General features: G+C 37.2%; 21 protein-coding genes and 4 tRNA genes. 5 read left to right on the forward strand and 20 right to left on the reverse strand.

The window, feature by feature from the left end:
- Positions 1 to 2 precede the first annotated feature (2 nt).
- On the reverse strand, positions 3 to 1,790 hold the full coding sequence (sppA, locus tag K5X82_13405; GenBank protein QZT36260.1) for a signal peptide peptidase SppA: 1,788 nt from the start codon (positions 1,788 to 1,790) through the stop codon (positions 3 to 5).
- Between the two features lie 97 nt (positions 1,791 to 1,887).
- Between sppA and folK the strand changes: the two genes are divergently transcribed.
- Positions 1,888 to 2,382, forward strand: a complete 495-nt coding sequence (gene folK / locus K5X82_13410) for a 2-amino-4-hydroxy-6-hydroxymethyldihydropteridine diphosphokinase (GenBank protein QZT36261.1) — start codon at positions 1,888 to 1,890, stop codon at positions 2,380 to 2,382.
- A gap of 21 nt (positions 2,383 to 2,403) precedes the next feature.
- On the opposite strand, the gene upp is transcribed toward folK, so the two are convergent.
- The 9 genes from upp to K5X82_13455 all read right to left on the reverse strand — a co-directional run bounded on the left by upp (position 2,404) and on the right by K5X82_13455 (position 6,776).
- A complete protein-coding gene (gene upp, locus K5X82_13415; protein QZT36262.1) occupies positions 2,404 to 3,063 on the reverse strand; it encodes a uracil phosphoribosyltransferase in 660 nt (219 codons plus the stop codon).
- Positions 3,064 to 3,128: 65 nt separating this feature from the next.
- Positions 3,129 to 3,962, reverse strand: a complete 834-nt coding sequence (locus tag K5X82_13420; GenBank protein QZT36263.1) for a hypothetical protein — start codon at positions 3,960 to 3,962, stop codon at positions 3,129 to 3,131.
- 86 nt (positions 3,963 to 4,048) lie between these two features.
- Positions 4,049 to 4,750: a DNA repair protein RadC gene (radC, locus tag K5X82_13425; protein QZT36264.1), complete on the reverse strand. Its 702-nt coding sequence runs from the start codon at positions 4,748 to 4,750 to the stop codon at positions 4,049 to 4,051.
- A 61-nt stretch (positions 4,751 to 4,811) separates the two neighbouring features.
- A tRNA-Glu gene (locus K5X82_13430) sits at positions 4,812 to 4,883 on the reverse strand.
- 38 nt (positions 4,884 to 4,921) lie between these two features.
- Positions 4,922 to 4,993 (reverse strand) — tRNA-Glu (locus K5X82_13435).
- Between the two features lie 90 nt (positions 4,994 to 5,083).
- Complete coding sequence (gene rpsT, locus K5X82_13440) at positions 5,084 to 5,335, reverse strand: 30S ribosomal protein S20 (protein ID QZT36265.1); 252 nt, start codon at positions 5,333 to 5,335, stop codon at positions 5,084 to 5,086.
- Between the two features lie 32 nt (positions 5,336 to 5,367).
- Positions 5,368 to 5,439 (reverse strand) — tRNA-Glu (locus K5X82_13445).
- Positions 5,440 to 5,486: 47 nt separating this feature from the next.
- Positions 5,487 to 5,558 (reverse strand) — tRNA-Glu (locus K5X82_13450).
- Positions 5,559 to 5,747: 189 nt separating this feature from the next.
- The gene (locus tag K5X82_13455) at positions 5,748 to 6,776 is read right to left on the reverse strand and encodes a LysR family transcriptional regulator (GenBank protein ID QZT36266.1); all 1,029 of its coding nucleotides are present in this window, start codon (positions 6,774 to 6,776) and stop codon (positions 5,748 to 5,750) included.
- 125 nt (positions 6,777 to 6,901) lie between these two features.
- Here K5X82_13455 and K5X82_13460 point away from each other — a divergent pair, with 125 nt between their 5' ends.
- From K5X82_13460 to K5X82_13475, 4 genes are all read left to right on the forward strand, one after another.
- Positions 6,902 to 8,185 (forward strand): IS1380 family transposase, encoded by a 1,284-nt coding sequence (locus K5X82_13460; GenBank protein ID QZT36267.1) that lies wholly within the window; start codon positions 6,902 to 6,904, stop codon positions 8,183 to 8,185.
- A gap of 229 nt (positions 8,186 to 8,414) precedes the next feature.
- Positions 8,415 to 9,212, forward strand: a complete 798-nt coding sequence (locus K5X82_13465) for a hypothetical protein (GenBank protein ID QZT36268.1) — start codon at positions 8,415 to 8,417, stop codon at positions 9,210 to 9,212.
- Positions 9,213 to 9,591: 379 nt separating this feature from the next.
- A complete protein-coding gene (locus tag K5X82_13470) occupies positions 9,592 to 10,431 on the forward strand; it encodes an MBL fold metallo-hydrolase (protein QZT36269.1) in 840 nt (279 codons plus the stop codon).
- Positions 10,432 to 10,497: 66 nt separating this feature from the next.
- Entirely contained in the window at positions 10,498 to 12,726 is a 2,229-nt protein-coding gene (locus tag K5X82_13475; protein ID QZT36270.1) for a PAS domain-containing protein, read from the forward strand.
- A gap of 36 nt (positions 12,727 to 12,762) precedes the next feature.
- Here the strand turns inward: K5X82_13475 and uvrA are convergent, their stop codons facing one another.
- From uvrA to K5X82_13525, 10 genes are all read right to left on the reverse strand, one after another.
- On the reverse strand, positions 12,763 to 15,597 hold the full coding sequence (uvrA, locus tag K5X82_13480) for an excinuclease ABC subunit UvrA (protein QZT36271.1): 2,835 nt from the start codon (positions 15,595 to 15,597) through the stop codon (positions 12,763 to 12,765).
- Positions 15,598 to 15,612: 15 nt separating this feature from the next.
- Positions 15,613 to 16,572 (reverse strand): lytic transglycosylase domain-containing protein, encoded by a 960-nt coding sequence (locus K5X82_13485; GenBank protein ID QZT36272.1) that lies wholly within the window; start codon positions 16,570 to 16,572, stop codon positions 15,613 to 15,615.
- 144 nt (positions 16,573 to 16,716) lie between these two features.
- Positions 16,717 to 17,169 carry a GatB/YqeY domain-containing protein gene (locus tag K5X82_13490; GenBank protein QZT36273.1) on the reverse strand — a complete coding sequence of 151 codons (453 nt, stop codon included), beginning with the start codon at positions 17,167 to 17,169 and terminating at the stop codon, positions 16,717 to 16,719.
- A 14-nt stretch (positions 17,170 to 17,183) separates the two neighbouring features.
- The gene (gene ftsZ, locus K5X82_13495) at positions 17,184 to 18,713 is read right to left on the reverse strand and encodes a cell division protein FtsZ (GenBank protein QZT36274.1); all 1,530 of its coding nucleotides are present in this window, start codon (positions 18,711 to 18,713) and stop codon (positions 17,184 to 17,186) included.
- A gap of 47 nt (positions 18,714 to 18,760) precedes the next feature.
- Positions 18,761 to 20,050: a cell division protein FtsZ gene (gene ftsZ, locus K5X82_13500; GenBank protein QZT36275.1), complete on the reverse strand. Its 1,290-nt coding sequence runs from the start codon at positions 20,048 to 20,050 to the stop codon at positions 18,761 to 18,763.
- Between the two features lie 12 nt (positions 20,051 to 20,062).
- Positions 20,063 to 21,376, reverse strand: coding sequence for a cell division protein FtsA (ftsA, locus tag K5X82_13505; protein QZT36276.1), 1,314 nt, complete (start codon positions 21,374 to 21,376; stop codon positions 20,063 to 20,065).
- Between the two features lie 14 nt (positions 21,377 to 21,390).
- The gene (locus tag K5X82_13510; GenBank protein QZT36277.1) at positions 21,391 to 22,137 is read right to left on the reverse strand and encodes a hypothetical protein; all 747 of its coding nucleotides are present in this window, start codon (positions 22,135 to 22,137) and stop codon (positions 21,391 to 21,393) included.
- On the reverse strand, positions 22,130 to 23,491 hold the full coding sequence (gene murC / locus K5X82_13515) for a UDP-N-acetylmuramate--L-alanine ligase (protein ID QZT36278.1): 1,362 nt from the start codon (positions 23,489 to 23,491) through the stop codon (positions 22,130 to 22,132). Before murC ends, K5X82_13510 begins: the two co-directional genes overlap by 8 nt.
- Positions 23,491 to 24,591: an undecaprenyldiphospho-muramoylpentapeptide beta-N-acetylglucosaminyltransferase gene (gene murG / locus K5X82_13520; protein ID QZT36279.1), complete on the reverse strand. Its 1,101-nt coding sequence runs from the start codon at positions 24,589 to 24,591 to the stop codon at positions 23,491 to 23,493. Before murG ends, murC begins: the two co-directional genes overlap by 1 nt.
- A 33-nt stretch (positions 24,592 to 24,624) precedes the next feature.
- On the reverse strand, positions 24,625 to 25,875 hold the full coding sequence (locus K5X82_13525; protein QZT36280.1) for an FtsW/RodA/SpoVE family cell cycle protein: 1,251 nt from the start codon (positions 25,873 to 25,875) through the stop codon (positions 24,625 to 24,627).
- Between the last annotated feature and the right edge of the window lie 2 nt (positions 25,876 to 25,877).

Genomic DNA, 25,877 nt, shown 5'->3' on the forward strand with positions numbered 1-25,877 from the left:
TATTAATAAATTGTTTCGTGGTATGGTAGCATCATATATGTACCATTTAGTTTCTTGATGTTGTTGACATTATTCCATATTTCGAATGTCTCTTCTCCAAGAATGGTCTTCATAAAGCGAATTTGAATTTCTTTGCTAGTCGTTTCAAATAGCTCCGTAATTGGATCCTTGACTTTAGGTAGAACTTGTAGTTTGATTTGCTCAACTCCAGCTTCTTCTTTTGCTAACTTGATGGCATCTTGAAGTGTTCCAATTTTGTCTACTAATCCAATCTTTACAGCTTCTTTACCACTCCATACTCTTCCTCTTGCAATTTTATGAACTTCTTCTTTTGTCATGTTACGTCCTTCTGCAACACGGGTAATGAATAGTTCATATCCTTGATCAATTTTAGTTTGGAGCATGTTCTTCTGAAATGGAGTTAGTGGATCAACTACGCTAAGCGGAGCTCCATTTTTATTTGTGCTCACATAATCGAATGTGACACCAATTTTATCTTGCACCAATTTCTTTGCGTTAGGGATGAAAGAGTATATTCCAATGGACCCTGTAATTGTATTGTTATCTGCTACAATCTTAGATCCCGCACAAGAGATGTAGTAACCTCCTGATGCTGCATAGTCTCCCATAGATATAATGATAGGTTTAACCTGTCTTGTGAGCTCAACTTCTCTCCACATTTGCTCAGAACCATATGCACTTCCACCAGGAGAGTTTACACGGAATACAATTGCTTTAACGTTATCATTTTCCCTCGCCTTTCGAAGTACTCTAGTTATTTTATCTGGATTAATCTCTTCTCTTTCATCTGTTTTATCAACAATAGCTCCTTGAGCAAAGATCACCGCAATCTTTTCTTTATGATACTCCTTAAGTTCTTTGTCATCGGAGGTTGACTGGTAGTCTAATATACTAATTGTATTAAGCTTCTTGCCCTCTTCAACTCCTGATAGATCTTTAAGATCCGAAAGTACTTGATCTTTGTATTTTAAGTTATCAACAAGGTTGTATTTAATGGCATTCAGTGGAGATAGGTATGTTGATATATTGTCAGCACATTTATTAATTTCAGGGATGGTGATATTCCTTGATTCAGCAATGTCTTTCGTTATCACAGACCATATATCGTTTAGATATTTCGTTGTCTGCTCTTTGTCTGATTTGCTTTGATGGTCCCTGTAGTATTGTTCGACAGCAGATTTATATATGTTGTCTCGCCCTTTCATGATCTGGATATCCACACCCACTTTATCAAGTACTCTTTTGTAGTATGTTCTTTGTGATGTGAGTCCACTTAAGAATAGTTGTCCTTGTGGGTTTAGTATAATACTGTCAGAGATAGAGGTCAAATAGTATGCCTTTTGTTCTCCAAATTCCATGTAAGTATATATAAACTTGCCGCTTTTTTTGAACTCTTGAAGGGATTTGCGAAGTTCAGTAGCTGTGGCATAAGGTGCCATTAAACCAAAAGATGTGTCAATATAAAGACCTTTAATCTTAGGGTCTTTAGCTGCATCTTTCAACTGTTTTGTAAGGTTGAAAAGCCCATATGAATTGTAATTATCAAAAAGAGGAATGTCATATGAGCTTAAGGGATTGTCTGCTGCATTGTCAACAAAAGGTTTGTCAAGTTTCAAAACAAGTATTGAGTTGTCTTTTACTTTTACTTCCCCCTCAGAGGACATTCCAACACCTATCATAGCAATGATCAGTATTCCAAATGTGATCATCACGGTTATCCCAATGATGGATCCAAGAATCGAGGCTAGTAGATTTCTTAAAAATTTCATTTTTCCGTTGTTTAGTTTTTATCGTATATTAAGTGCTATATATTCTATTGGTAATAAATTTATCCTTAAAATTACAAAATGTAAAAATAAAAAATGTATGACAAACGTTATTATTAGTTTTGGAGGTAATCAAGGTGATATTTTTGGTCTTATAGATAGAGCTCTTGTAGAGATAAACAAAAGAGTTGGAACTATTGTTTCTGTTTCTCCTTTATATGAGAGTGAACCATGGGGGTTCGAGGCAGAAACAAACTTTATTAATGGGGTAGTTGAAGTTGAGACTAATATACCGGCAAATGAGGTATTGTGTATCGCATTAGAAATTGAATCGGAACTGGGGCGTATGAGAACAGGAATAGGCAAGGGGTACAGCTCTAGACCAATGGATTTAGATATCATTGATTATGGAGGGGAAGAGGTATGTTCCCCAAGCTTGGTTCTTCCTCATCCTAGAATGCAGTTACGTAAATTTGTTTTATTGCCTTTGAAAGATATTTGTCCTAGTTGGGTTCATCCAGTTCTTGACATGGATGTCGAGAAATTAATTGATGTTTGTGAGGATAATTCGAGAATAAAAAAGGTGAGAAATTAATCTCACCTTATATTTAATCTTCTATTTTGAGTCAATTTTAGGTCCAAAAGCAAGATCACCTGCATCGCCTAAACCTGGAACAATGTATGATTGTGAATTAAGTTCTGGGTCAACAGCACCTACCCATAATGTTACATTTTCTTCTCCTAGGTGTTTCTTTATATATTCAACACCTTCTTTACTACCAACTACTGAAACGATATGAACATGTTTTGGAGTTCCTTTTTCAAGTAGGGCTTTGTAGCCCACTTCCATAGATGAACCTGTTGCAAGAATCGGGTCTGAAAGAATAACGATTTTATCATCAAGAGATGGAGATGCAATATATTCAAATTCAATACAGATATCTTCACCCTCGTTATGCTTTCGGTAAGCTGAGATAAAACAGTTCTCAGCTCTATCAAATGCATTTAAAAGCCCTTGATGTAATGGAAGACCAGCTCTTAAAATTGTTGCAAGAACTACGTTTTTATCTATAATAGATACAGGAGTGTTTCCTAGAGGTGTTTGTACATCAACCTCAGAATAATCAAGGTGCTTACTAATCTCATAAGCCATGATTTCTCCTACACGTTCAAGATTTCTACGGAATCTTAGTGGATCTTTCTGAATTTCAACGTCACGGATCTCCGCGATGTAGTTATTAAAAAGGGAATTATTTTCACCTATAATGTGGACCATACGTAATTTTCCGACAAAATTAATAAATAATTAATCATGTTGTCAAGAGAATCGGTAATTTATTTTTATTCTACCAACTTTTGATATCTGATATTAAAAGCACCTATTAGTTCTGGCGATAATTGAACAAAACGATTCATGCTTGAAGGGATGTCTATTATTGTATTCGACATATCGTTTTCTTTAATAAATTCAGCTACGATTTGGTATAATTGATGTTTATCAATATCTGAGTATGATATTGCAAGGAAAAGATGAATGAAGTTTTGATTAAACAAGAGAATGACAAGCGAGCTTAGTTCATTGTTCGAATTGATATATCCGATAGCAATACCTTCGTTGTTAGATATGGCAAACTTTATAATATTCTCGATTCTAGTAAATAACTCTTCTTCGTTATATTCGGTCTTAATAGATTTTCTTAAATAGGTGATAATAGTCTTGATATTCTTTATCTCCAGAATTTGTCCATTAAGATGATCTCTGTCGATAATAACATCATCTTTAAATCTACTCAATATCTCTTCTTGTGCATACTCAAGAGATATTTGTTTGGTATTAACATTGTATATATCCCCCTTTTTTAACCACCAATTTGTTGGATTCAACTTAATAGAACTAATCCTTTTAGGGATTTTCTCTGTGAATTGATCTAGGTGTTCAGAATAGACCGGATTTGTTGAGATAATGCCTCCATAAGGATAGAAGTGATCTATTGACATAGGATGAAGGATAGGCATAATCATAGTGTAGTTTTCATCTACTATTGCTTCCCAGTCAGGAAACATTTTATCTAGATACCAACTCTTCAGGCAAGGACTTGAAATATTTGAGTTGTCGATTGTATTATCCCAGCTATCTCGATTAATATTGTTATTGTTTATTAGGCGGATCTGCATATATATACCTTACGATTAAAATATTTAGTGTGTTTAATATAGTTAATATAAATTGACTCTAAAAACTTAAAGTAATGAAAATACTTTTAGATGGTTGATAGTATTCCATGGTCTGCCATACTGAAATAATTATCATTGGTTATAATCAAGTGATCCAATAGCTTTATGTCAACAATCTTTAGCCCATTGTTTATCTTTAATGTAATATCTAGGTCTTGTTTGGAAGGAGTGAGTGATCCAGATGGATGATTATGTACAAGAATAATCTGTGTTGCTGAGTGAATCATTGCCTCTCTTATGATTAGTCGAAGGTCTACAGTTGTTGATGTGAGTCCTCCTTTGCTTGATCTGTGTTTCTCTATAATATGATTTTGATGGTCTAAAAGAAGAATCCAAAACTCTTCATGTTTTAAGCCTTCAAGCTCTATTCGCATTGCACTGTCAACATCGCTACTATTGTGGATTTTAGTTAAATTATTATTGATGTGTTGTCTTCGTTTTCCAATTTCAAAGGCCGCCAGTAGTGTAATCGCTTTAGTGTCTCCAATCCCTCTAAACTGCTTTAGTTGTTTGTAATTACACAAGCTGAGCTTCGACAGATCGTTATTAAAGTGTTTGAGGATGTGTTGTGCTAGTTCTATAGCCGTTTCATTTCGTGACCCCGATCTGAGAAGTATTGCGATGAGTTCTGCATCAGTAAGAGCGTGGGATCCTTTAAGAATATATTTCTCTCTTGGTCGATCTTGTAATGCAAGATCTTTAATGGAGTAAGAGTACTGATTAGACATAAAAAAAGGTGTAATATTAATATTACACCTTTAACATCTCAAACACAAATATGTTTGATCGTAGCCCGTAGGGGATTCGAACCCCTGTTACCAGGATGAAAACCTGGCGTCCTAACCCCTAGACGAACGGGCCTTAACGGTCTTCCGATAAGACACAACAAAATAATAGAGTAGCCCGTAGGGGATTCGAACCCCTGTTACCAGGATGAAAACCTGGCGTCCTAACCCCTAGACGAACGGGCCTCCTATTTATATTTTAGAGGACTCTATCCTACTTAAATAGAGTAAGAAAAATTAAATCAATTAAATAAGCTCCAAATTAATTGGCTTTAATTAAAGCTTATTTACGTGCAAAGATAACTTTGACTTTAAGTTTGCTGCTTTGTTATTATGAATAACATTGATCTTTGCAAGCTTGTCAATAAGTGCAACAACCTTAGGAAGGCTATCCGTTGCTTCTTTCTTGTCTGTAGTGTTACGTAGTGCCTTTACAGCGTTACGCATTGTCTTTGCGTAGTACTTGTTATGTAGTCTTTTTTTCTCAGACTGACGTACTCTCTTTAAAGCTGATTTATGATTTGCCATTTTTCTTTTTATTTTCTTCTTCAATATTTATGTAGCCCGTAGGGGATTCGAACCCCTGTTACCAGGATGAAAACCTGGCGTCCTAACCCCTAGACGAACGGGCCATCTCTTATTCTATATAATACGTCACTAATAGTATATTTAGTGATAGTAGCCCGTAGGGGATTCGAACCCCTGTTACCAGGATGAAAACCTGGCGTCCTAACCCCTAGACGAACGGGCCATTCTTCGTATCAAAGAAATGGTGTTTTCTTTATTTTTAAGAGCGGTGCAAAGATATGTTGTTTTTTTAAAACTGCAAGAAAAAAAATATTTTTTTCAAATCTCTCTGCGACTGTGCAGTCAACGTTTTTTGTTGAATGCGGTGCAAAGGAAATACAAATTTTGAATTCTACAAAACAAAAATAAGAAATTATCTCCACTCAACTATTGTGCCTCTTGCTTTTTCTCTCATTCTCTTTGGTATAGCCTCAATTATTTTTTTTGCAATTAAATCAATTATTTTTCTTTTTGTGTAGTGGCGGGTATATACAATTGCCACTTCACGCAATGGAGTGTAGTCTGAAAAGCATAGTACCTGGTCTGATTTTTTCTTGATAAGATCTAATCCGGCTAGTTCTGGGATCAACGTAAAGCCACCTTCTCGATCTATAATTTTAATGATTGTTTCAAGAGAGCCACCGTCAAACTTAAAGGGATGATTGTTTGTCCCTTGCTTCATTTTGCAAAGGTTTACAACCTGATTGCGGAAACAGTGTCCATCATTCAACAGCCATAAATCAGGTGTGTTGATATCATTTAAAAGTACCTCTCCATTTGCAAAGAAATTGCTTTTTTCGCCACAATAGATCATCATCTCTTCATAAAATAGAGGAGTCTCTTCGATCTCTTTATCTTTTAATGGTGTGACAAGTATTCCAATGTCTAATTCATCTTTTTTGAGTTTACTTTCAATTTCGTAGGTGAATAGCTCTTCTATTGTAATATCAATTTCAGGATACTCTTTGGTAAATTTACCAATAAACAGAGGAAGTAAGTATGGTGATAGTGTTGGAATGATACCAATTCTCAAAGAACCAGATAAATCATTTTTGTCTGATTTAATTATTTCATCAATTTCTTGTGACTCTTTTAGAACGTTCCTTGCTTGTGCAATAATTTTTGTTCCTAGGTCTGTTGGGATAATTGGTTGCTTAGAACGATCAAAAATCGTAACACCAAGAAATTCTTCTAATTTCTTGATTTGCATACTTAAAGTTGGTTGAGTAACAAAGCACTTCTCTGCTGCAGTTGCAAAATGTCTATAGTTATCAACAGCTATTATGTATTCTAATTGAGTTAGAGTAATCATTCCACCTTTTTTTGTCTGGTAAATATAAGTTATTTCATTATAATTTGATTCCCCTTTCTTTTTATTTATTTTGTATTCAATTAACATCATTTTCTGTGAAGTTTTTTAGTATTACCTTGAATCCGCACGTGTATTGTATTAATTTTAAGTAAACATCAGTAAGACAATGCATAGTAAGGCTTTTATATATTCAGAAAAATCACCTATTTAGGTGAATGATCAAAGATTTTAATTCAAAGGTGACACCATTTGGTGGGATATATTTAATTCATGATTTGCTAATTTCAAACGGCATTATTCAATTTATTAATGAGCAATTAGTAGACCGAGACCCAAAGTGTATCTATAAGTTCTCTGATTTGTTATTACCACGCGTATACACTACTTTTTGTGGAGGTAGTGCGACGGAAGATATTAACTATCTTCGGGATAATACATTGAATAACTTGAGATCAATTTCTATCCCTTCTGCTGATACCATTCTAAGAGGAGATGTGGAGCTTTCTACTCCATGTGAGATTATCGAAGGAAAGACTACAATTAAAGGCCAAAAGATAAATGTTAACACACTAATGAATAAATTCTTGTTGGCTAGTGCTATTAAGTTTAAACAGTTAGATCCTAATGCTTCTGATCTTATCTATGATTTTGATCACCAGTTTATTCCCACTCAAAAGAGTGATGCAGAATATAGCTATAAGAAGACAGAAGGATACTTCCCAGGAGTCGCAACCATAGGTAACATTCCTGTATATATTGAAGGACGAAATGGAAATTGTCATGTTAAAACGGCTCAATTAGAGACCCATAAACGAGCATTAGAGTTGTTGGCATCCAAAGGTGTAAAATTACGATATGCAAGAATGGACTGTGGTTCATATATCAAAGAGGTTACAGACTACTTTCATCAAGAGGGTATTCTATTTTCGATTAGAGCCTCTCACTCTAACGTATTACTATCAAAAGCATCAAAAACAGATAATTGGTCTTGTTGTGAGATAAATAATCAAGCATATGAAGTCAATAGCTTCAAATATGAATTTGGTCAATATACACATAGAATCATCGCATACCGAAAACCCAATAAGTCCAATCAAATGTCATTGATAACCAATGATGCGAAGAGTTATCAGTTTATAGTAACCAATGATTGGGATATTACAGAAGAACAAGCTATTATATTCTACAATCAACGTGGAGCTAGCGAGAAGGTTTTTGATATTCAGAACAATGATTTTAATTGGAAATCAATGCCTCACAGCAACTTAGAAGAGAACACTGTTTACTTGATAATAATGGCTGTAGCACACATTCTATATCGATACATAATATCAAAGTTTGCTGATTTAGTCGACGGGTTAAAGACAACAAGTAGACTCAAAGCATTTATATTTCGCTTTGTTACGGTGGCAGCTAAGATTACCAAAAGTGGGCGAAGAGTGATTGTTCATTTAGCAACAAACAATAAGAAACTAATTAAATCTACAAAGACTGGATAGAATGATAAACGGAACTGGTATTGGCTCTCCCTCATTAGCCTTAAGACATAAGTGGGTAAGGGAAGTTGTGTCTATCAAAGGTCTAAATTCATAGATGTAGCACGTAGTATCTCCAAATGCAGGCTTAAAATCAGGATATTACCCCATAATAAAGATTTGAGGTATGCAAGAAAAACATCTGCGTATTTTAGGTATTAGTATAGCTTTGTTAGGTAGAAAATTTATCGCTATGAAAAATATATTATTCATTCCATTACTATTGGTACTATTGTTTTTAACATCATGTGGACCGAATCAGGATAAACAAGCGGCACTTGCTTTATCACGTGCTAACTCATATTTGGTTAAAAATGATACAACAATGGCACTATCGGTGATTGATTCCGCCTTGGTGAATTACACGAATGCGAAAGAGATGCGTGCTAAATTAGAGATGATGAAAGGCGATATCTATACGGACCTTTGTAATCAATTGAAAAGAGGGGTGGATAGTTGTGACATTATCATTAGGCAAAAGCTGAAGGATTTTGTTGTTCAAGATAGGCCTTATGATAAAAACAAATGGTATGTATATAAGCGACAAACATTCAAACGAAGCTGGGACAGGTCTTTTATCGAGGTAAACCTTAATGATAAAGGGCTCATGTATTTAACCAGTAATTATATTGGAGAAAAATCATTAGATCATACTGGTATTCGTGTTTATGATAAAGATTTATCATGTAAGACTTCTATGGTGGCGCTTAATACTATTGATAATCATCATAGTGATTTCTTGGAGAGTAAGTGGGAAAAAGTATCTTATAAAGAAGGTGCTTCAGATGACCTAATATCATTTATTGTATCTCATCCAGGTAGACATTTTAAAGCTGTTTTCCTTGGAAAAAAGTATTATTACATACTATTAGAGAAGTACGATATCGAAGCCGTTGTAAAATCGTATGAGTTGTCTCAGTTACTAAAACAAAGGCAAGCCTTAAAGCTTAAATTACACTCTGTCGATAAACAGATCTGTAAGAATTGCTAATGTTACAAATTTCTACAATGATTCATTATCGATTATGATCTTTTGGGATCATTATCGATAATGATATCCTCTTTCTCAATAACTCTTCTGTAAAATAAATAAAAAAGTTAATTAGGGGAATGCAATAGTTAAACGGTAATTGTTTTAGAGCCTTAATGATAGATCAAATCCTTATTGAATGGAAAGGGTGTACTGCTTGAGGGGACTGTTTGCGGGTTAATTATACCATACTTGGAAATAACTCTTCATTAAAATGGAGATGCTAGGAACAATATTTTACAAAAAAACGATATAATTAAACAATGATAGTGTTTTGAATTAATCGTTGTTTAAATTTGTGTAATCAAGAGACGATAAATGTTTTAAATACTAGGTAAAGATGAAGATTCATAAAATCGATTGCGGGACTTTTAAGTGTGATGCCGGAGCTCTGTTTGGTGTGATTCCAAAACCTTTGTGGAGTAGAGTATATTCTTCCGACGAGTATAATCGGTGTCAATTGAATATGCGCAACTTACTAATCGAGGAAGGCAATCGTAAGATATTGATTGATGTTGGGAGTGGTATGAATTACTCTGAGAAATATATTCGAAATAATTCTCTCGATGCTGGATCAAAGCTTTATGAATCATTAAATCAAGTGGGGGTCGATCCTTCTGATATTACAGATATTATTTTTACTCATTTACATTGGGACCACTCATGTGGTGCTTTTGATGTAGGTAATGGTGAATTTGGAGAGCTATTTCCTAATGCAAATTACTTTGTTTCTAGAGCCCAGTGGGATAATGCACATGCCGATAATCCTAGAGAAAATGCAGCATATCATATCAAAGATTTAGATTTGATGGAGAAGTCTGGTCGTCTGTTTCTGTTAGACAAGGATGACCAACCTTTTCAAGATTATATTACACTATTTTATATGGATGGTCATACTTTAGGACAAATAATCCCTGTACTCCACCATTCAAACGGTGAATCGATTGTTTTCACAGCCGATTTTATTCCGACATTAGCTCATGTTTCTAATGTATGGGTTGCTGCTTATGACTTATTCCCTTTGATCGCAATGAAGGAGAAAGAATCTTTTCTGCGAAAAGTTGTTGATAACAAATGGGTCTTATTTTTTCAGCATGATGCATATTGCGAAACAGCAAATGTTATATTGAACAATAGTACCTTTAAAGGAAGTCCTGTAGATACCTTTACATTATCATAAGAACTAGATTTTGAACATCTAATAGATAGTGATCTCCCCCAGGAGCTATCTTGTTATCAGAATTAAATGACAGAAATCGCAAATAATATAGTTAAGGATCATTTCCATGAAGATGGTAAATCTAAGAATCAAACAGGAATATTAGAGATCCTATTTGATTCTTACGAATTGCCTGCAATGATTCTTGACGATGAGTTACGCCTTCTAAAGATAAATCCTCTTGCAAAAGAGATGTTTAACTTAGACATTAATATTGGAGAGATTTTACAAGAACCTTTTCATATTATTTATGATGTGTTACCAAAAGCCCTGTGTGAGCCAGAAACATATTATGAATATCTATGTGTCGAAGGTCTGTTTTTTCGGATCGGTGTCAAAGCCTTGAAAAATGATTCAGATGTATACTATTTTATCACATACCTACCGTTAAAAAATAAAGTTCAAAATCATATCCCAACAGAACTTGAAAAGAAGATTTCAGAAGAGATAAATGGAGTTAAATTTAAGTTCTATTGTGTAGGACAGCGAATTGAACTTGATTATAAGGAGACTGAAAGTATTTTGGAAGATGTTCTTAACTGCTCTTTTCAAGCTTCCCTTCTCATGTCATATTTGGATAAAGCTTTCCATCGATTGTATAACTCTTTTATGTCCAATCCATTGGTGGAGTTATTGCCTGTGTTGTTGAAATGGAGTTTAGATGATAATATGACCTTCTATACTCGTCAAGAGATAACATCATATACCATGGATAAAAGTGGTTGCTATATCCTTGAAGGAAGAGTCTATGATGTTACATCTAAAATTAAAGAGAGATCCTCTTTTAGAATACTTGAAGGGAAACTATTTGATTTTATGGAACATTACAATAGTGGTCTACTTTGGGTCGCGAATAGTGATGTTAGTGGAGAGTTGGTTGGTGAAGTAAGGGTGTCTAGTGCGAATAATAGAGCCTTGTCACTGCTTAATGTTGATAAGAAAGATATAATAGGAATGCCTTTAAGTAGTATATTCCCACAGGTCGATCATATCTCTCATTTTTGTCTAGATAGCAATACTGTTAGTTCTTTGATTACACACGTTTATGATAATGATCAAAGTAAAAAACTATACAATGTATATATATATCCGTTTTCGGAATTCTCTATGTGGGGAATATCATTTTATGAGGTGTGTGAAGTTGATGAAATGGAAATGCCATCTACAACGACCGTAGACCTTAACATATCAGATGATATCCCTGATTTTGTTGTAAAGATATCGAATGATTATACCATTGAATTTATTAATGATTCTATGGTAAAAGCATTAGGTGCAACAAAAGGAGAATTAATAGGACAGTCCTATCAGGAAGCAATTTTAGAGCCACTAGGTCTAAAGAATTCAATCCTTACAGAAGCTGTTGGTTCGAAGGCGATTAGGCGCAAAGAGCTTGCATTGACTCATTTAGGTGTAAAATATGATATTGACTTCTTTGCGATTCCTAATATCTTAAATAATGGCGAGGTCGACTCTGCACTTCTAATTGGTCGTAATATATCGCACCTTATGAACAATATTCGAATGCTTCAGGCAGAGAATAAGCATTTGAAGGAGGTTGGACAACTTAAAAGTCAATTCTTCGCTAATATGAATCATGAAGTACGTACACCACTTAATAGTGTATTGGGTTTTATGGAGCTTATTGATGATGAATTTTATAGTTTAGAACAGCGGCATAGTTTTCAACAGAGAATGAAAGAAAATGGTGACTACCTGCTAAATATCATCGATGATATTCTAGATATATCTGCAATTGAAGTCAATGCCATTAATCCTAATTATGGTGTCGTTAATCTATCTTCCTTACTTCGAACTGTATTTAAATCATTCGAATATAGAGGGTTGATAAATATGGACATTGACTTTGTACTCGATGTCGAGGATGAGTTTATTAAAGTATATTCAGATGACCGTATATTGAGACGTGTTCTAACCAACATACTGAATAATGCTTGGAAATTCACCAAAGAGGGAACGATAAAAGTATCCATGACAACCAATTTGAAAGGAGTGTCTGTTTCCGTTTGTGATACGGGATGTGGTATTCCTGAAGATGAGTTACCTTTTATCTTTGATCGGTTTCGAAAATTTAGCAATAACTATTGTAAGTCATTCGGAGGGAGTGGACTAGGTCTGTCGATATCTCAACATTTTATGCATTTAATTCGTGGAGATATTAATGTTACAACAGAAGTAGGCAAGGGATCTTGTTTTAAGATATTCATTCCCAATACGATTGTTGGAAAGGGATAGTAAAAGTGCGATGTTTCATAAACATCGCACTTTTTGTTATAACTCCTCTTTAAGAAATTTGGCTGTATAAGATACTTCATTTGAACAGATCTCCTCAGGAGTCCCTTCACATAGAATTTCACCACCACCAACTCCTCCTTCTTTTCCAATATCTATAATATGGTCTGCCATCTTGATCACATCTAGATTGTGTTCAATAATAATTACCGTATTACCTTTGTCTACAAGTCTATCGATAACTTGTAACAAAATCCGAATATCTTCAAAATGAAGCCCTGTTGTTGGCTCATCAAGGATATATAATGTCTTTCCTGTATCTTTTTTACTTAATTCCGAAGCAAGCTTCACTCGTTGGGATTCACCTCCTGAGAGTGTCGTAGACGATTGCCCTAGAGTGATGTAACCCAAACCAACATCTTGCAATGTTTGTAACTTCTTTTTCATAGGAGGCACCGCCTCAAAATAAGGAATAGCTTGATTGATAGTCATATTTAGCACATCCGAAATAGATTTGCCTTTATAACGTATTTCTCTTGTTTCCCTATTATATCTTTGACCATTACACTCATCACAATGCACGAGAACATCAGGAAGAAAATTCATCTCTATAACACGCATTCCAGCACCTTTACATTTCTCGCATCTTCCGCCTTTAACGTTAAAAGAGAACCTACCAGGCTTATATCCTCGTACCTTCGATTCTGGAAGTTGTGAAAATAAAGATCTAATATCAGAGAATAACCCTGTATAGGTTGCAGGATTAGACCTTGGTGTTCTTCCAAGTGGAGATTGATCAATTTGAACAACTTTATCGATATGCTCCAAGCCTTCAATAGACTCGTATGGTAGAGGATCTTTAACTGACTTGTAGAAATATTGACTCAGTATAGGCTGTAGTGTTCCATTAATCAAAGAGGACTTTCCACTTCCAGAGACACCTGTAACACATATTAGTTTTCCCAAAGGAAATGACGCGGTTACATTCTTAAGGTTGTTACCAGTAGCTCCTTTTAATATTAACTCATCACCATTTCCAGGACGGCGTGTTGCAGGAACCTCTATATTAATCTCTCCTGTTAAGTATTGTGCTGTCATACTAGAGGACTCCATAAGCTGAGCAGGAGTACCTGAAGCAATAATCTCACCACCATGTCGACCTGCCTTAGGACCCATGTCAATAACGTAGTCGGCATCCAACATCATGTCTTTGTCATGCTCTACAACGATAATTGTATTCCCAATATCACGAAGATGATTTAGAGATTGTATCAGCTTCTGGTTATCTCGTTGATGAAGGCCAATACTTGGCTCATCAAGAATATATAACACATTGACCAATTGTGAACCTATCTGTGTTGCCAAACGTATTCGTTGAGACTCTCCACCTGAAAGCGTTCTAGAGGATCTATTAAGAGATAAATAATCTAGCCCCACATCAAGTAAGAAATGAATACGCGTTAAAAGCTCTTTTAGAATCTCTTTGGCGATAGTCTGTTGATTCTTACTCAACTTATCATCGACTTCACTAAGAAAAGTATATAAAGTGGAGATATTCATTTGAGATAACTCCGCGATATTCTTTCCTCCAAACTTAAAGTGCAACGACTCCTTTTTAAGTCTCTGACCGTTACAAACAGGACAAGTAATACGACGTTGAAACTGATTGGCCCACTTTTGTGCCTTCTTCGATTTACTATCATCGCTCTGCATCGTGATATATTTGACAATACCATCAAAGCTACCTAGATTATAGAAGCTAGATTCTCCATCTTGACTCATCGGGATCTTTTCACTCGTACCATTGAGGACCTTATGAATACACTCTTCAGGAACATCCTTCAGTGGCGTCCTAAGATCACATTGATACTTGGCTAATAGCCCCTCAATCTGTCTAAACATGATGCTCTTTGTTGGAACACCTAGAGGGAGAATGCCCCCTTTTTGAATACTGAGCTCCTTGTCAGGAATAATAAGATCAATATCAATCTTAGTCACCTCACCCATCCCATTACAATGAGAACAGGCTCCTTGTGGTGAATTGAATGAGAAATTATGGGGTGCTGGCTCCGCATAAGCGATTCCAGTAGTAGGGCACATCAAGTTGCGCGAAAAATAACGATACTCCGAACCATCTCGATTAGATATCATCATAATTCCCTCTCCATGCTTCATTGCTGTCGTGATAGAAGCTTTAAGACGATCCACATCTTTCTCGCTTACCACGAGTCGATCAATAACAATTTCAATCGTATGATTCTTATATCGATCTAGCCTCATCCCATGCTCAATAGAGATAACCTCTCCATCGACTCTTGCATGAAGAAATCCTTTTCTTAAGATCTGTTCAAAGAGCTCGCGATAATGCCCTTTTCTGTTTTTTACAATAGGAGATAGTATCAAACATGGTTGTCCATCATAAGATTCAATCACCAAATCTAAGATCTGTTGTGGAGTGAACTTAATCATCTCCTCATCAGTATTATATGAATAAGCGGTAGACGCCCTTGCAAAAAGAAGGCGCAAGAAGTCATAAATCTCGGTTACTGTACCAACAGTGGATCTCGGATTCTTATTTGTCGTTTTTTGTTCAATAGAGATAACCGGTGAAAGACCCGATATTTCATCCACATCAGGTCGCTCTAGGTTGCCCAAAAAAGAGCGTGCATAGGATGAAAAGGTTTCAATATACCTACGCTGTCCTTCCGCATATATAGTGTCAAAAGCTAAAGAAGATTTCCCGCTACCACTAAGCCCAGTTATGACAGTCAACTGATTCCTAGGAATCTTAACGTCAATATTCTTTAGGTTATGTTCTCTGGCCCCAGTCACGGTGATAAAACCTTCCTCTTCTGAGTGGGTTGATCTATTCATTACAAATGATTATGATTAATGGTTTACAGCATCCTCTGCTTTGTTAGGTAGAAGAATCTGATAAGACTTCTGCCTCGAGTTCTTAAGATATGGCTTCCTTAACCAAGGGTTATAGTATTTAAGTTCCTTATAACTAATGCCATGATCTTTCGCAAAGGTACTAAAATTCTTTATGCTATGCTTTACCGTTATGGCATAAGTGTCATAAAGAGGATAATAGTCCGATTCTTGTAATATGAAATTATACTGCTCTGGGTTCTCAAATATAATCTTAAATGCCACAATACGATACAGGTATCTTGCCGTTTCAGGATTTAACAGCATATCAAAATATGTTGTCGCTCCTTGTATCTCCATCTGTTTAAGTACGCCTCGCCTTCCTGCATTATAACTTGCTGCTACCAATGCCCAATCTTTAAACTTTTCATGTGCATGCTTCAAATATTTACATGCTGCGATGGTCGACTTCTCTATGTGATATCTCTCATCCACATAACTATTGACCGTGAGTCCGTAATCTTTGGCTGCACTACCCATCATCTGCCACAACCCTTTTGCTCCTGAAGGAGACACCGCAACTTCGCTTAAGCTACTCTCGGCTACAGCCAGATACTTAAAGTCATTCGGAATCTCATACTTTTCTAATATGGGTTCGATAATAGAGAAATAGCGTTTCGACTTCTTGATGAGGATCAATGTCTGTGATTGCCAATAGCTATTCACAAGAAGTTCTCTATCCATACTTTCCTTAACATAGTCACGATCCATTGGTAGGGTGTCGTTCGCAAAAGTCACGATTTCAGGTATAGGCACCGCTTTAACTGATGGTATGGCATGCACCGTTTGCTCTGTTGGAGTTATGGTATAATTATCTGCTTGTGGTCTTTTTATAAAAGCAGTTAGAAGTATAAATGTAGTAAGTAAAGTAGTGATTATAGTTAATAACACTACCTTGGTTATCTGTTTTGCGCTCATGATCCAAGGGGTATATTTTCAGTTCCTCATCTACAAAGGTAACCTTTGTAGATGAGAAAAAGTTTCTATTTTTCCCTTGAAAAAGGTTAAAAAGAAGAATCACTTTTTAACTATCTCAGAAATAGTAAAATGAGGAAATACTTTTTAAGATAATAGTTTCTTAACAAAGCCTGAAATCACTTTTCCATCTGCTTGACCAGCCATCTCTTTGCTTGCCATTCCCATCACTTTACCCATGTCAGCCATCGAAGAAGCACCAACTTTTTCGATAATTGCTTTTACATTCTCTTCAATCTTCTCTTCCGTTAGAGGTTCTGGAAGGAATGTCTCCATCACTTCAGCTTGCGCCTCTTCAACTTCAGCAAGATCTGCACGATTTTGCTCTCTGAAGATTTTAGCTGAATCTCTATTCTGTTTTGCAAGCTTCGCAATAATCTTTTGGATGTCAGCATCGCTAAGCTCATCATTGGCAGCTTTAGCAGTCTTCGCTTCGATAATAACTTTTTTAATTCCTCTTAAGGCTTCTAAACGAACTTTATCTTTCGATTTCATCGCCTCTTTCATCTGTACTGTTATCGCATCCGAAATTGTAGTCATAGTATGATAATATATTAATCTACATTGTCATGTAGAAATGAGTTATTGTTATTAATCTTTGGTTCATTACTATTGGGATCCACATGATACTGTGAATACTCTTGTGTTGGCCTTTGATTATAGAATGCTTGATTGTTCTGTTGTTGCTTCAGCATCTCTTTTCTCTTGTATGCTGGAACACGAGTCATCTGATCTACCTCTTCATCGTTCGCTTGATCGAAATTACGACGCATACCATTATCTGGCTCTTGCACATTTGGTTGTCCATATGGTGGATTGTTGTGCTGGGTGTAATTTTGATAATTAGAAGGTTGAGCAGGAGCATCGTTGCTATACAATTGATTGATTGCATCCTCATTACGCTCTTTCTGATAGATCGAATTATTTAAATCATAACCTTGGTCCATTGGACGTTGATAACTCTCTCTAACAGGAGCCTGATCAGGTACATTTGATGGCATCTGCTGTTGAGGAGGTGGTTGGTTAAAGATATTAGGCTCCTTGTACTGAGGTTGCTGTTGATTCAATGAAACCTTCACCGACTGTGGAGCAGGTTTTTTCTCTCGCAGCTCCGGAATAGAGGCTTGACCAAATCCAGTGGCAATAACTGTAACCGAAAGTTTCTCTCCCAAACTATCGTCATTACCATTACCCCAAATCAAATCAGCATTATTTCCAGCCATCTGCTGTACATAGTTCGTAATATCATCAATCTCACTCATCAATGCCTCATTATCACTACTTGATGTGATATTCAGAAGAATATTTTGTGCTCCATTGATATTGTTGTTATTCAATAGTGGTGAATTCAGGGCCATTTCAATTGCATGGATGGCACGATTCTCTCCTTCAGATGTTCCGGACCCCATAATAGAGACACCAGAATTACGCATCACCGTATCCACATCCGCGAAATCCACATTGATATAACCATGGAAAGTGATGATCTCTGCAATTCCCTTGGCTGCTGTGGCAAGGACACCATCAGCCTTAGCAAAGGCCTCCGACAAAGGGAAATCTCCATAAAGATCAATAATACGTTCATTATTGATAACCAATAGGGAATCAACCTTACCTTCTAACTTACGAATACCATCGACTGCCTGATTGATACGACGTTTCCCTTCATTTCTAAATGGAATAGTCACAATACCAACCGTAAGAATACCAAGATCTTTTGCGATTTCTGCAATCACAGGTGCTGCACCTGTTCCTGTACCACCACCCATTCCTGCTGTAATAAAAATCATATTGGTATTATCTCCCAATATTTTTTGGATCTCTTCGATACTTTCTCTTGCAGCTTCTTCTCCAACATCAGGCTTGTTTCCTGCTCCTCTACCTTCTGTCAGAGATTGCCCCAAATGTATCTTGCGAGGAATATTACTGTCGTCAAGGGCTTGCTGGTCCGTATTACATATTACGAACTCCACATCTTTGATACCTTCACTGTACATGTGTTTAACAGCGTTACTACCTCCGCCACCAACACCAATCACTTTTATTATCGCCTCTTTTTTCTGTTCTTGATAGTCAAACTCCATGTGATATATTATTGAAGGATATAAATCCTTTTGGGTTCTTAAGTTATTTATTCTTCTTCAAAAAAGTTACTAATCCCAAACTTACGTTTGAACCATTTAGAGACACTGTTCTCTTTTCTCTTTTGATCAGGAGTCTCCTCCTCTATATTCTCTTTCGACACAAACTCCTCTTGTATCTTTTCGGTTTCAACTTCATCTCCTTGATGAGTCATGACGTCCTGTTCCTCTTCCATCTTAGAAACAAACTCTTTTTCCTCAAAAGGACTTTCAAACAAAGGTACTTGATTTTCCTCTTTTTCAGAACTCTCTACGTAATTATATGTAGGAGGCATATCATGCCTATTGTGGACTGTTTGATTGGGATCTTTGTGGAAACCGGTGGCTAATACGGTGACAAATAGACGATCACCAAGGCTATCATCCACTCCCGTACCCCAAATAATCTCGGCTGAATCACCCGCTTCGTCTTGTACCGTGTCAAGAATCTGTCCTATCTCATTAAGACGAGCTTCATGATGTTTGCTACTGATAATATTTAGCAAAATACTCTTGGCTCCATCAATATCATTACTGTCAAGCAAGGGAGATTTTAAAGCATTATAGACTGCCATATTTGCTCGATCTTCCCCATCTCCTGTACCACTACCCATCAAGAAAACACCTGAGTTCTGCATGGTCGACTCCACATCCGCAAAGTCAATATTTACCGTGCCTGGAAGTGTGATAATCTCAGCACACCCTTTGACCGCATTACCAATAATCTCATCCGCTTTATGAAAGGCTCTACTTGCAGGTAGGTTTCCATACAATCGAAGTAACTTCGCATTACTAACCACCAAAAGGCTATCAACAAATGGACGTAACTCTTCCACTCCTCTGAGGGCTTGTTCATATCGCTTTTGTCCCTCTTGGGGCGAAGGAATAGTCACTACAGCTACTGTAAGTATTCCCATCTCTTGTGCAAGTTGAGCAATAACGGGGGTGGCACCTGTTCCTGTTCCTCCTCCCATACCTGCTGCAAGAAATATCATCTTGGTCGAGTTCTCAAAGACCAACCTTATATCTTCGATATTCTCAATGGCAGCCTGTTTCCCTTGAGAGGGATTATTTCCCGCACCACGACCTTCAGTAAGCGTAATCCCTAATGGAATCTTTAGGTTAATAGGACTATTCTGAAGCGCTTGAATATCCGTGTTACAAACAATAAAGTTTACACCGGTAACTCCCTCTTGATACATATGGTCTACAGCATTGCATCCTGCTCCACCGACACCTACGACCTTAATGATGGAATCTTCATTTTCTTTAAAACCAAAGTTCATCAAACGCTCCTGCATAAGCTAATTATTCTAGTTTAGTTCGTCACTATCATCTTCTAAAAATTGAAATGCAAAATTCCCTAATTTCTTTAAAAAGGAGTGTTGCTTATTAGTCTTCTTAGGGGATCTACTCTCTTTCTCAACTTTCGGCTTAGTTCGTTCTGAAAAGTTCACCTTAGGGCGTTGAATCTTCTCAGACTTCTCCAAGGTGTATTGCAACAAGTTCAGTGCAGATGCATAAGCTGGCTGTTTTAGCTTCTCCACATAAGGACCTGCAATATTCTGTGATTCATTCACACGGATATCTTTACCCGTATCAAACGAAAGTATATTCTTCATGCCTTTGAAGCTTGCTCCACCTCCAGACATCACCACATTAGAACCGATCTTCTCCATTAAGTCATAACGTTGCATCTGATAGACGATCGCTTCGTTAATCTCTTCCAATCTCGCTTCAATTACCTCCGACAGAGCCAAGAGAGAAATATCTTTCTCTTTTATATCACCACTTTTAGGAAGGGTGATTTGTATATCATTACTAGGGACCAAACTTGTGATGGTTCCATGTGATTTCTTTAACTTCTCTGCAAACTCATTGATGGTTTGGAAAGCCTCCATAATATCACCAGTGATCACCTCTCCTCCAAAAGGAATAGAAGAGGTATGATATAGACGATTCTTATAGTATATTGCCACAGTCGTTAAACCGCAACCAAGATCTACCACAGCACTTCCAATCTCTTTTTCATGCTTCGATAGACAGTACTTTCCTAACAGGGCTGGATGGATCATGATCTTATCCACATGCAGATGTAAGTGTTCAAAACACTTCATAAGCATGGTCTGATACTCCATAGGTCCTGTGATCACATGATACTTTGCACTCAGCTCCTTTCCTGAATAACCAAGAGGATTGGTGATAATTGTTTCGGAGTTCAGTATAAAGCTTATTGGCGTTACATGATAACTAATGTTACCTCCTTCACAAGCCTTTATCTTTGCCTCTTTTATAATCGATTGAATGCTCTCCTTGTTGATCTCCTTATCTGGATCTAAAGTCTTATCCACCTGAACAATGGCATTCTTTAACTTATGACCATTAAAACCAACCGTAACATTCTTTATAGGTTCTTCAATTCCCTTCTTTGCCATGGATAGAGCCATCTTGATCGAGTCAGCAGTCTCCTTACTGTTCATGATCACTCCACGATGTACTCCTTGTGCTTCGCTTTCGCCATAACCCACAATTTCAACTTGACGGTTAGGCGCAAAACAACCTATAAGAACAACAATTTTTGATGTTCCTATATCTACAATTGTTTCGAGTTGTCGATATGTGTTCATAGCGATTTATATTTTTAAGAACAGACAACCTGTCCTTCATACTTCAAATTAATACGTCTGTACTTCCCCCAACCTTCGTTGGCCAATACTTGTCTGTAAAACGCTTTTAAATACTTAAACTTGCGTTTATATTTTTCAGGGGTGCCAAAAATAACTCTAAAATCCCCAACTTTGGGTATCATAACGAGCTCCCCGTTCTTATCTATGTCTATTTGATCGATAAGAGACCGTAAAAATCGGTCATTTTGGATAAATAGACAAAGATCGAATAGCTCATTTTTTATAAAATCGAGATCGGTATTCCCTGTGATAATGGGCGTCTTCTCCGTATACTTTGGAGACCAAGGGATTACACTTTTATGTGCATCCAAATAGAAATCTCGTTTTTTTGATACTACCCTTAGGATTGGGTCTTTTTGATCTACAATTATATTTAAAACAGCGCTCGCATACAATTTGTTGTATGCCATACTATAATAGACTTCACAATCCTCTATATAATTACTGTTTTTAAGCTTTTTTTCGATTTTATGTAGACTAATGCTATCTCTATTTCGACCTAATACCTCACCATTGGTCTTCTCGACAAACTTTATCACCGAGCTTTTATCCACAAAACGATGTTCTGCAGCGTCGAGTACGACAATACGATAGTTATCCACCCTTCCCGACATCACCCATGATCTGATATGCAGAAGGGAGAGGATGAAAAGAGGGACAGCAACCAGAATAAAGATGAGCGTCTTGACCTTTTTATGCATTTTTTGTCAAATATTCTCTTATCGGACCCACGAGCGTATCTATATCGCCCGCACCGAGAGTTACTAAGATATCAAATTGTTCATAATCTAAAACAGAAATAACCTCATTTTTTGATATTATCCTCTTTTTTGCTGCATGACAGTGCTGATAAATCAAATCTGAGGTGACTCCCTCCATCGGCTTTTCCCTTGCTGGATAGATATCCAATAGCAATAATGAGTCCAGCTGTGAAAGACTTTCACCGAAACCTTTATAAAAATCGTTAGTTCGTGAGAATAGGTGTGGTTGGAAAATTCCAGTCACACGCTTCCCTGGATACAGTGCTTTAATACTATCTAAAGTCGCGTTAATCTCCGTTGGATGATGAGCATAATCATCAATATATTTCACTAAACCATTATCAAATTGAACATCAAAACGACGCTTAACTCCTTGATACGATGGAATAATCTTTCGAATCTCTTCTGTGGTCACCCCATTCAATAGAGATACAGCTACTGCTCCAATACAGTTCTCCAAATTGACCTGTCCTGGATAGGTGAATCGACACGATGCAATCACTCCCATAGGAGTATGAATATCGAACGTATATCCACCATCTTCTACCCGAATATTACTCGCATAAAAATCAGCATCATTATCTTCCAGTGCATAGCTATAACAAGTGGCATCTTTCTTCTTCAGATCGATATCCTTCTTGTATACCACATAACCATCATTAGGAACCATCGAAAGGTACGCATCGAAGGTCTCTTTAATAGAGGCATCATCCCCGTAAATATCTAGATGGTCAGCATCCGTTGAGGTTAATAACGCAGTATCTGGAGAGAGTTGCATGAACGAGCGATCAAACTCATCTGCCTCTACCACCATCACATCACTACCTTCATTCGGTAGTAGATAGTTTGTCCCATAGTCTTTAGAGATACCTCCTAAAAAGGCAGTACATCCAACAGCACTCTGGTGCATGATAAATGAGGTCAGTGTGGTGATCGAAGTCTTACCATGCGTTCCTGCAATACCAATACAGTTCTTTGTTCTTGAGATCAAACCCAACACTTCAGCACGCTTCATCACCTTGTAGCCCTTCTCTCTAACGGCAACCAACTCACCAAAATCTTGAGGAATGGCAGGAGTTAGAACCACTAAGGTACGGTCTATATCTGTCGGAATAAGTTCCGGTGCATCATGATAGTGAATATCAATTCCTTCTGAAACCAAAGTCTTTGTTAACTCCGTCTCCGTACGGTCATATCCAGACACTTTGAACCCACTATGGTTAAAGTAGCGAGCCAAAGCACTCATCCCAATACCTCCGGCACCAATAAAGTATATATGACGATAATTTTCCATTATTTCTCTTTCAATATATCTGATGCTACAGCCACAATATCAGCTACAGCATTGGGTTTTGCAAAATCTTTAATCTTCTTCTCTAAAATCTCTATGGTTTGGTGGTCCTCCAACAACGCTATAGCTTTAGGAACCAAAACCTCTATCGCTTCTTTATCTTCTACTAATACAGCAGCGCCATGATCGGTCAGTGCTCTCGCATTATGTGTCTGATGATCCTCTGCTACATTAGGTGATGGCACCAATATAGTCGCTTTTCCCATAACACATAACTCCGAAATAGTACCTGCACCTGCTCTAGAGATCAACAAATCACTAACATCATAAGCCGTCTTCATATCTGCAATAAATGGAAGGATATGAAAGTTAGAGGCCATCTTACCTTCATATTTTTCTATCAGTGCATCGTAGTAAAACTTACCACACTGCCACAACACATTAACCCCCTTAGCCATCAATTGTTCGGCATACTTATCTACGGCTAGGTTTATCTGTCTCGCACCCAAACTACCTCCAATAATCAACAAGGTGGGTTTATTGGCATCCAGCTCCCAAGGAATATCAACATCCTCTGACTTCTCTAGAAGGACTTGACGAATAGGGTTTCCCGTAAAATGAATCTTCTCCTTAGGGAAAAAACGATCCATATTGGGGTAGGCCACACATATCGCATCAGCTCTCTTACCTAAAATCTTATTGGTAACTCCAGCGTAAGAGTTCTGCTCCTGAATGATACTCTTTTTCCCCATCAAAGAGGCCAAATAGAGAATGGGGCCACTAGCAAATCCTCCTGTTCCCACCACCAAATCAGGTTGGTGCTCTTTGATAATACGCCAAGCTTTCATCAGTGAGATGATAAGCTTCGGTAAGAACATCACATTACGCCACAACTGCTTTCGATGGAAACCTACAACAGGGATACCTTTGATGGGATAGCCAGCCTGTGGCACCTTCTCCATCTCCATCTTCCCTAAAGCTCCAACAAAAAGAATATCAGCTTGTGGATAAGTCGTCTTAATCTCATTGGCAATAGAGACCGCAGGAAAAATATGTCCTCCTGTGCCTCCTCCGCTAATAAGTACTTTTATATCTTGTTTCATCTTCAAATCAAATCTTTAATCTATAACCACCTTTTAATCAAAATCGATGTCGTCATCCTCATTCAGATAGGCATACTTATTCTCAATACGTCTTACTTCGTTGATAATAGAGTTATCTTTATCTGAAACCTCCACCTTGTTGGTGGCCATCTTCGATCGATATGCTATATTCTGGATAATACCTACACCTAGTGATGTTGCTATAACCGAAGAGCCTCCTAACGATATAAAAGGCAGAGGCTGTCCCGTAACAGGAATGATATTTAACGATACTGCCATATTTGTAAAGGCTTGCAGCACATATAGTGTGGCAATTCCGCAAACCAACATCGCCGGAAAGACCTTTTCACACCGGATCATGATCTTAAAGGATCGAATAAAGAACACGACATATGAGAACCATATGAAGAATCCTAACGCGATTCCTCCAAACTCAATCGACATGGCATAAACAAAATCATTATGCGATGCACTAAGGAAATTGGAGACCAAACTCTTATCTACTGTTCCTTTCACTCCTCCACGAACAATGGCTACTTTTGCATAATCCACCTGTCGCATACGGTGATCTTTGGTGATTTCTGTTCCGTTTACATAGCTCATAACCCTCGACTTAACCGTCGAGATACGTCCAATCTTCACAGGCAGATGATCCGATATTAATATCAGAATTGTAAACGACATCACCCCGAATAGAATCAATAACCCAATCTTCTTTAAAGGCATTCGACCGACCAGCATCATGATAAATACTGTCGTACCAAGAATAAACGAGGTGGAGAAATCGGCTAAAAAGATTACTCCTGCAATCCCTGCTGTCGATAATATGATCTTATAAAAAGCACCATTGCGTGATGATTCATCCTTCTGTCCCGTGCCAATAAAGTAGGCGGTGGTGTAGATGAGCGCCAGCTTTGCAAACTCGGTGACCTGAAAACTTATCCCTCCCAAATCCAAACTACGTCCTGTCTGTTCGCTACCCGAAGATAAAAACAGCCCAAGCATAAGAATAGAGCATACGAATATATTGATCGCAATCGAGAGCTTCCCAAAGATGGTGATGGGAAGATAGATGGTACCTACCATGATCGCTAGTCCAAGAAGGATATAGACCCCATGCTTTATTCCAGGTTGCAGATATGCCCCTTGATAAATATTGTAGGCCAATCGACCTCCAGAAGAGAGAAGTATAGGTATCGATAGAATACTCAAAAAGATTACGATACTCCAAATTCCTTTGTCTCCTTGGAACAGTTGAGTTATTTGAGATAAGAATTTTTTCATCA

Source organism: Prolixibacteraceae bacterium (assembly GCA_019856515.1).
Classification (GTDB): domain Bacteria; phylum Bacteroidota; class Bacteroidia; order Bacteroidales; family Prolixibacteraceae; genus Halosquirtibacter; species Halosquirtibacter xylanolyticus.

Bases quoted from the DNA above. Each gene is read 5' to 3' on its own strand.
- sppA (QZT36260.1), bottom strand. From the start codon at position 1,790: ATGAAATTTTTAAGAAATCTACTAGCCTCGATTCTTGGATCCATCATT.
- folK (QZT36261.1), top strand. From the start codon at position 1,888: ATGACAAACGTTATTATTAGTTTTGGAGGTAATCAAGGTGATATTTTT.
- upp (QZT36262.1), bottom strand. From the start codon at position 3,063: ATGGTCCACATTATAGGTGAAAATAATTCCCTTTTTAATAACTACATC.
- K5X82_13420 (QZT36263.1), bottom strand. From the start codon at position 3,962: ATGCAGATCCGCCTAATAAACAATAACAATATTAATCGAGATAGCTGG.
- radC (QZT36264.1), bottom strand. From the start codon at position 4,750: ATGTCTAATCAGTACTCTTACTCCATTAAAGATCTTGCATTACAAGAT.
- rpsT (QZT36265.1), bottom strand. From the start codon at position 5,335: ATGGCAAATCATAAATCAGCTTTAAAGAGAGTACGTCAGTCTGAGAAA.
- K5X82_13455 (QZT36266.1), bottom strand. From the start codon at position 6,776: ATGATGTTAATTGAATACAAAATAAATAAAAAGAAAGGGGAATCAAAT.
- K5X82_13460 (QZT36267.1), top strand. From the start codon at position 6,902: ATGATCAAAGATTTTAATTCAAAGGTGACACCATTTGGTGGGATATAT.
- K5X82_13465 (QZT36268.1), top strand. From the start codon at position 8,415: ATGAAAAATATATTATTCATTCCATTACTATTGGTACTATTGTTTTTA.
- K5X82_13470 (QZT36269.1), top strand. From the start codon at position 9,592: ATGAAGATTCATAAAATCGATTGCGGGACTTTTAAGTGTGATGCCGGA.
- K5X82_13475 (QZT36270.1), top strand. From the start codon at position 10,498: ATGACAGAAATCGCAAATAATATAGTTAAGGATCATTTCCATGAAGAT.
- uvrA (QZT36271.1), bottom strand. From the start codon at position 15,597: ATGAATAGATCAACCCACTCAGAAGAGGAAGGTTTTATCACCGTGACT.
- K5X82_13485 (QZT36272.1), bottom strand. From the start codon at position 16,572: ATGAGCGCAAAACAGATAACCAAGGTAGTGTTATTAACTATAATCACT.
- K5X82_13490 (QZT36273.1), bottom strand. From the start codon at position 17,169: ATGACTACAATTTCGGATGCGATAACAGTACAGATGAAAGAGGCGATG.
- ftsZ (QZT36274.1), bottom strand. From the start codon at position 18,713: ATGGAGTTTGACTATCAAGAACAGAAAAAAGAGGCGATAATAAAAGTG.
- ftsZ (QZT36275.1), bottom strand. From the start codon at position 20,050: ATGCAGGAGCGTTTGATGAACTTTGGTTTTAAAGAAAATGAAGATTCC.
- ftsA (QZT36276.1), bottom strand. From the start codon at position 21,376: ATGAACACATATCGACAACTCGAAACAATTGTAGATATAGGAACATCA.
- K5X82_13510 (QZT36277.1), bottom strand. From the start codon at position 22,137: ATGCATAAAAAGGTCAAGACGCTCATCTTTATTCTGGTTGCTGTCCCT.
- murC (QZT36278.1), bottom strand. From the start codon at position 23,491: ATGGAAAATTATCGTCATATATACTTTATTGGTGCCGGAGGTATTGGG.
- murG (QZT36279.1), bottom strand. From the start codon at position 24,591: ATGAAACAAGATATAAAAGTACTTATTAGCGGAGGAGGCACAGGAGGA.
- K5X82_13525 (QZT36280.1), bottom strand. From the start codon at position 25,875: ATGAAAAAATTCTTATCTCAAATAACTCAACTGTTCCAAGGAGACAAA.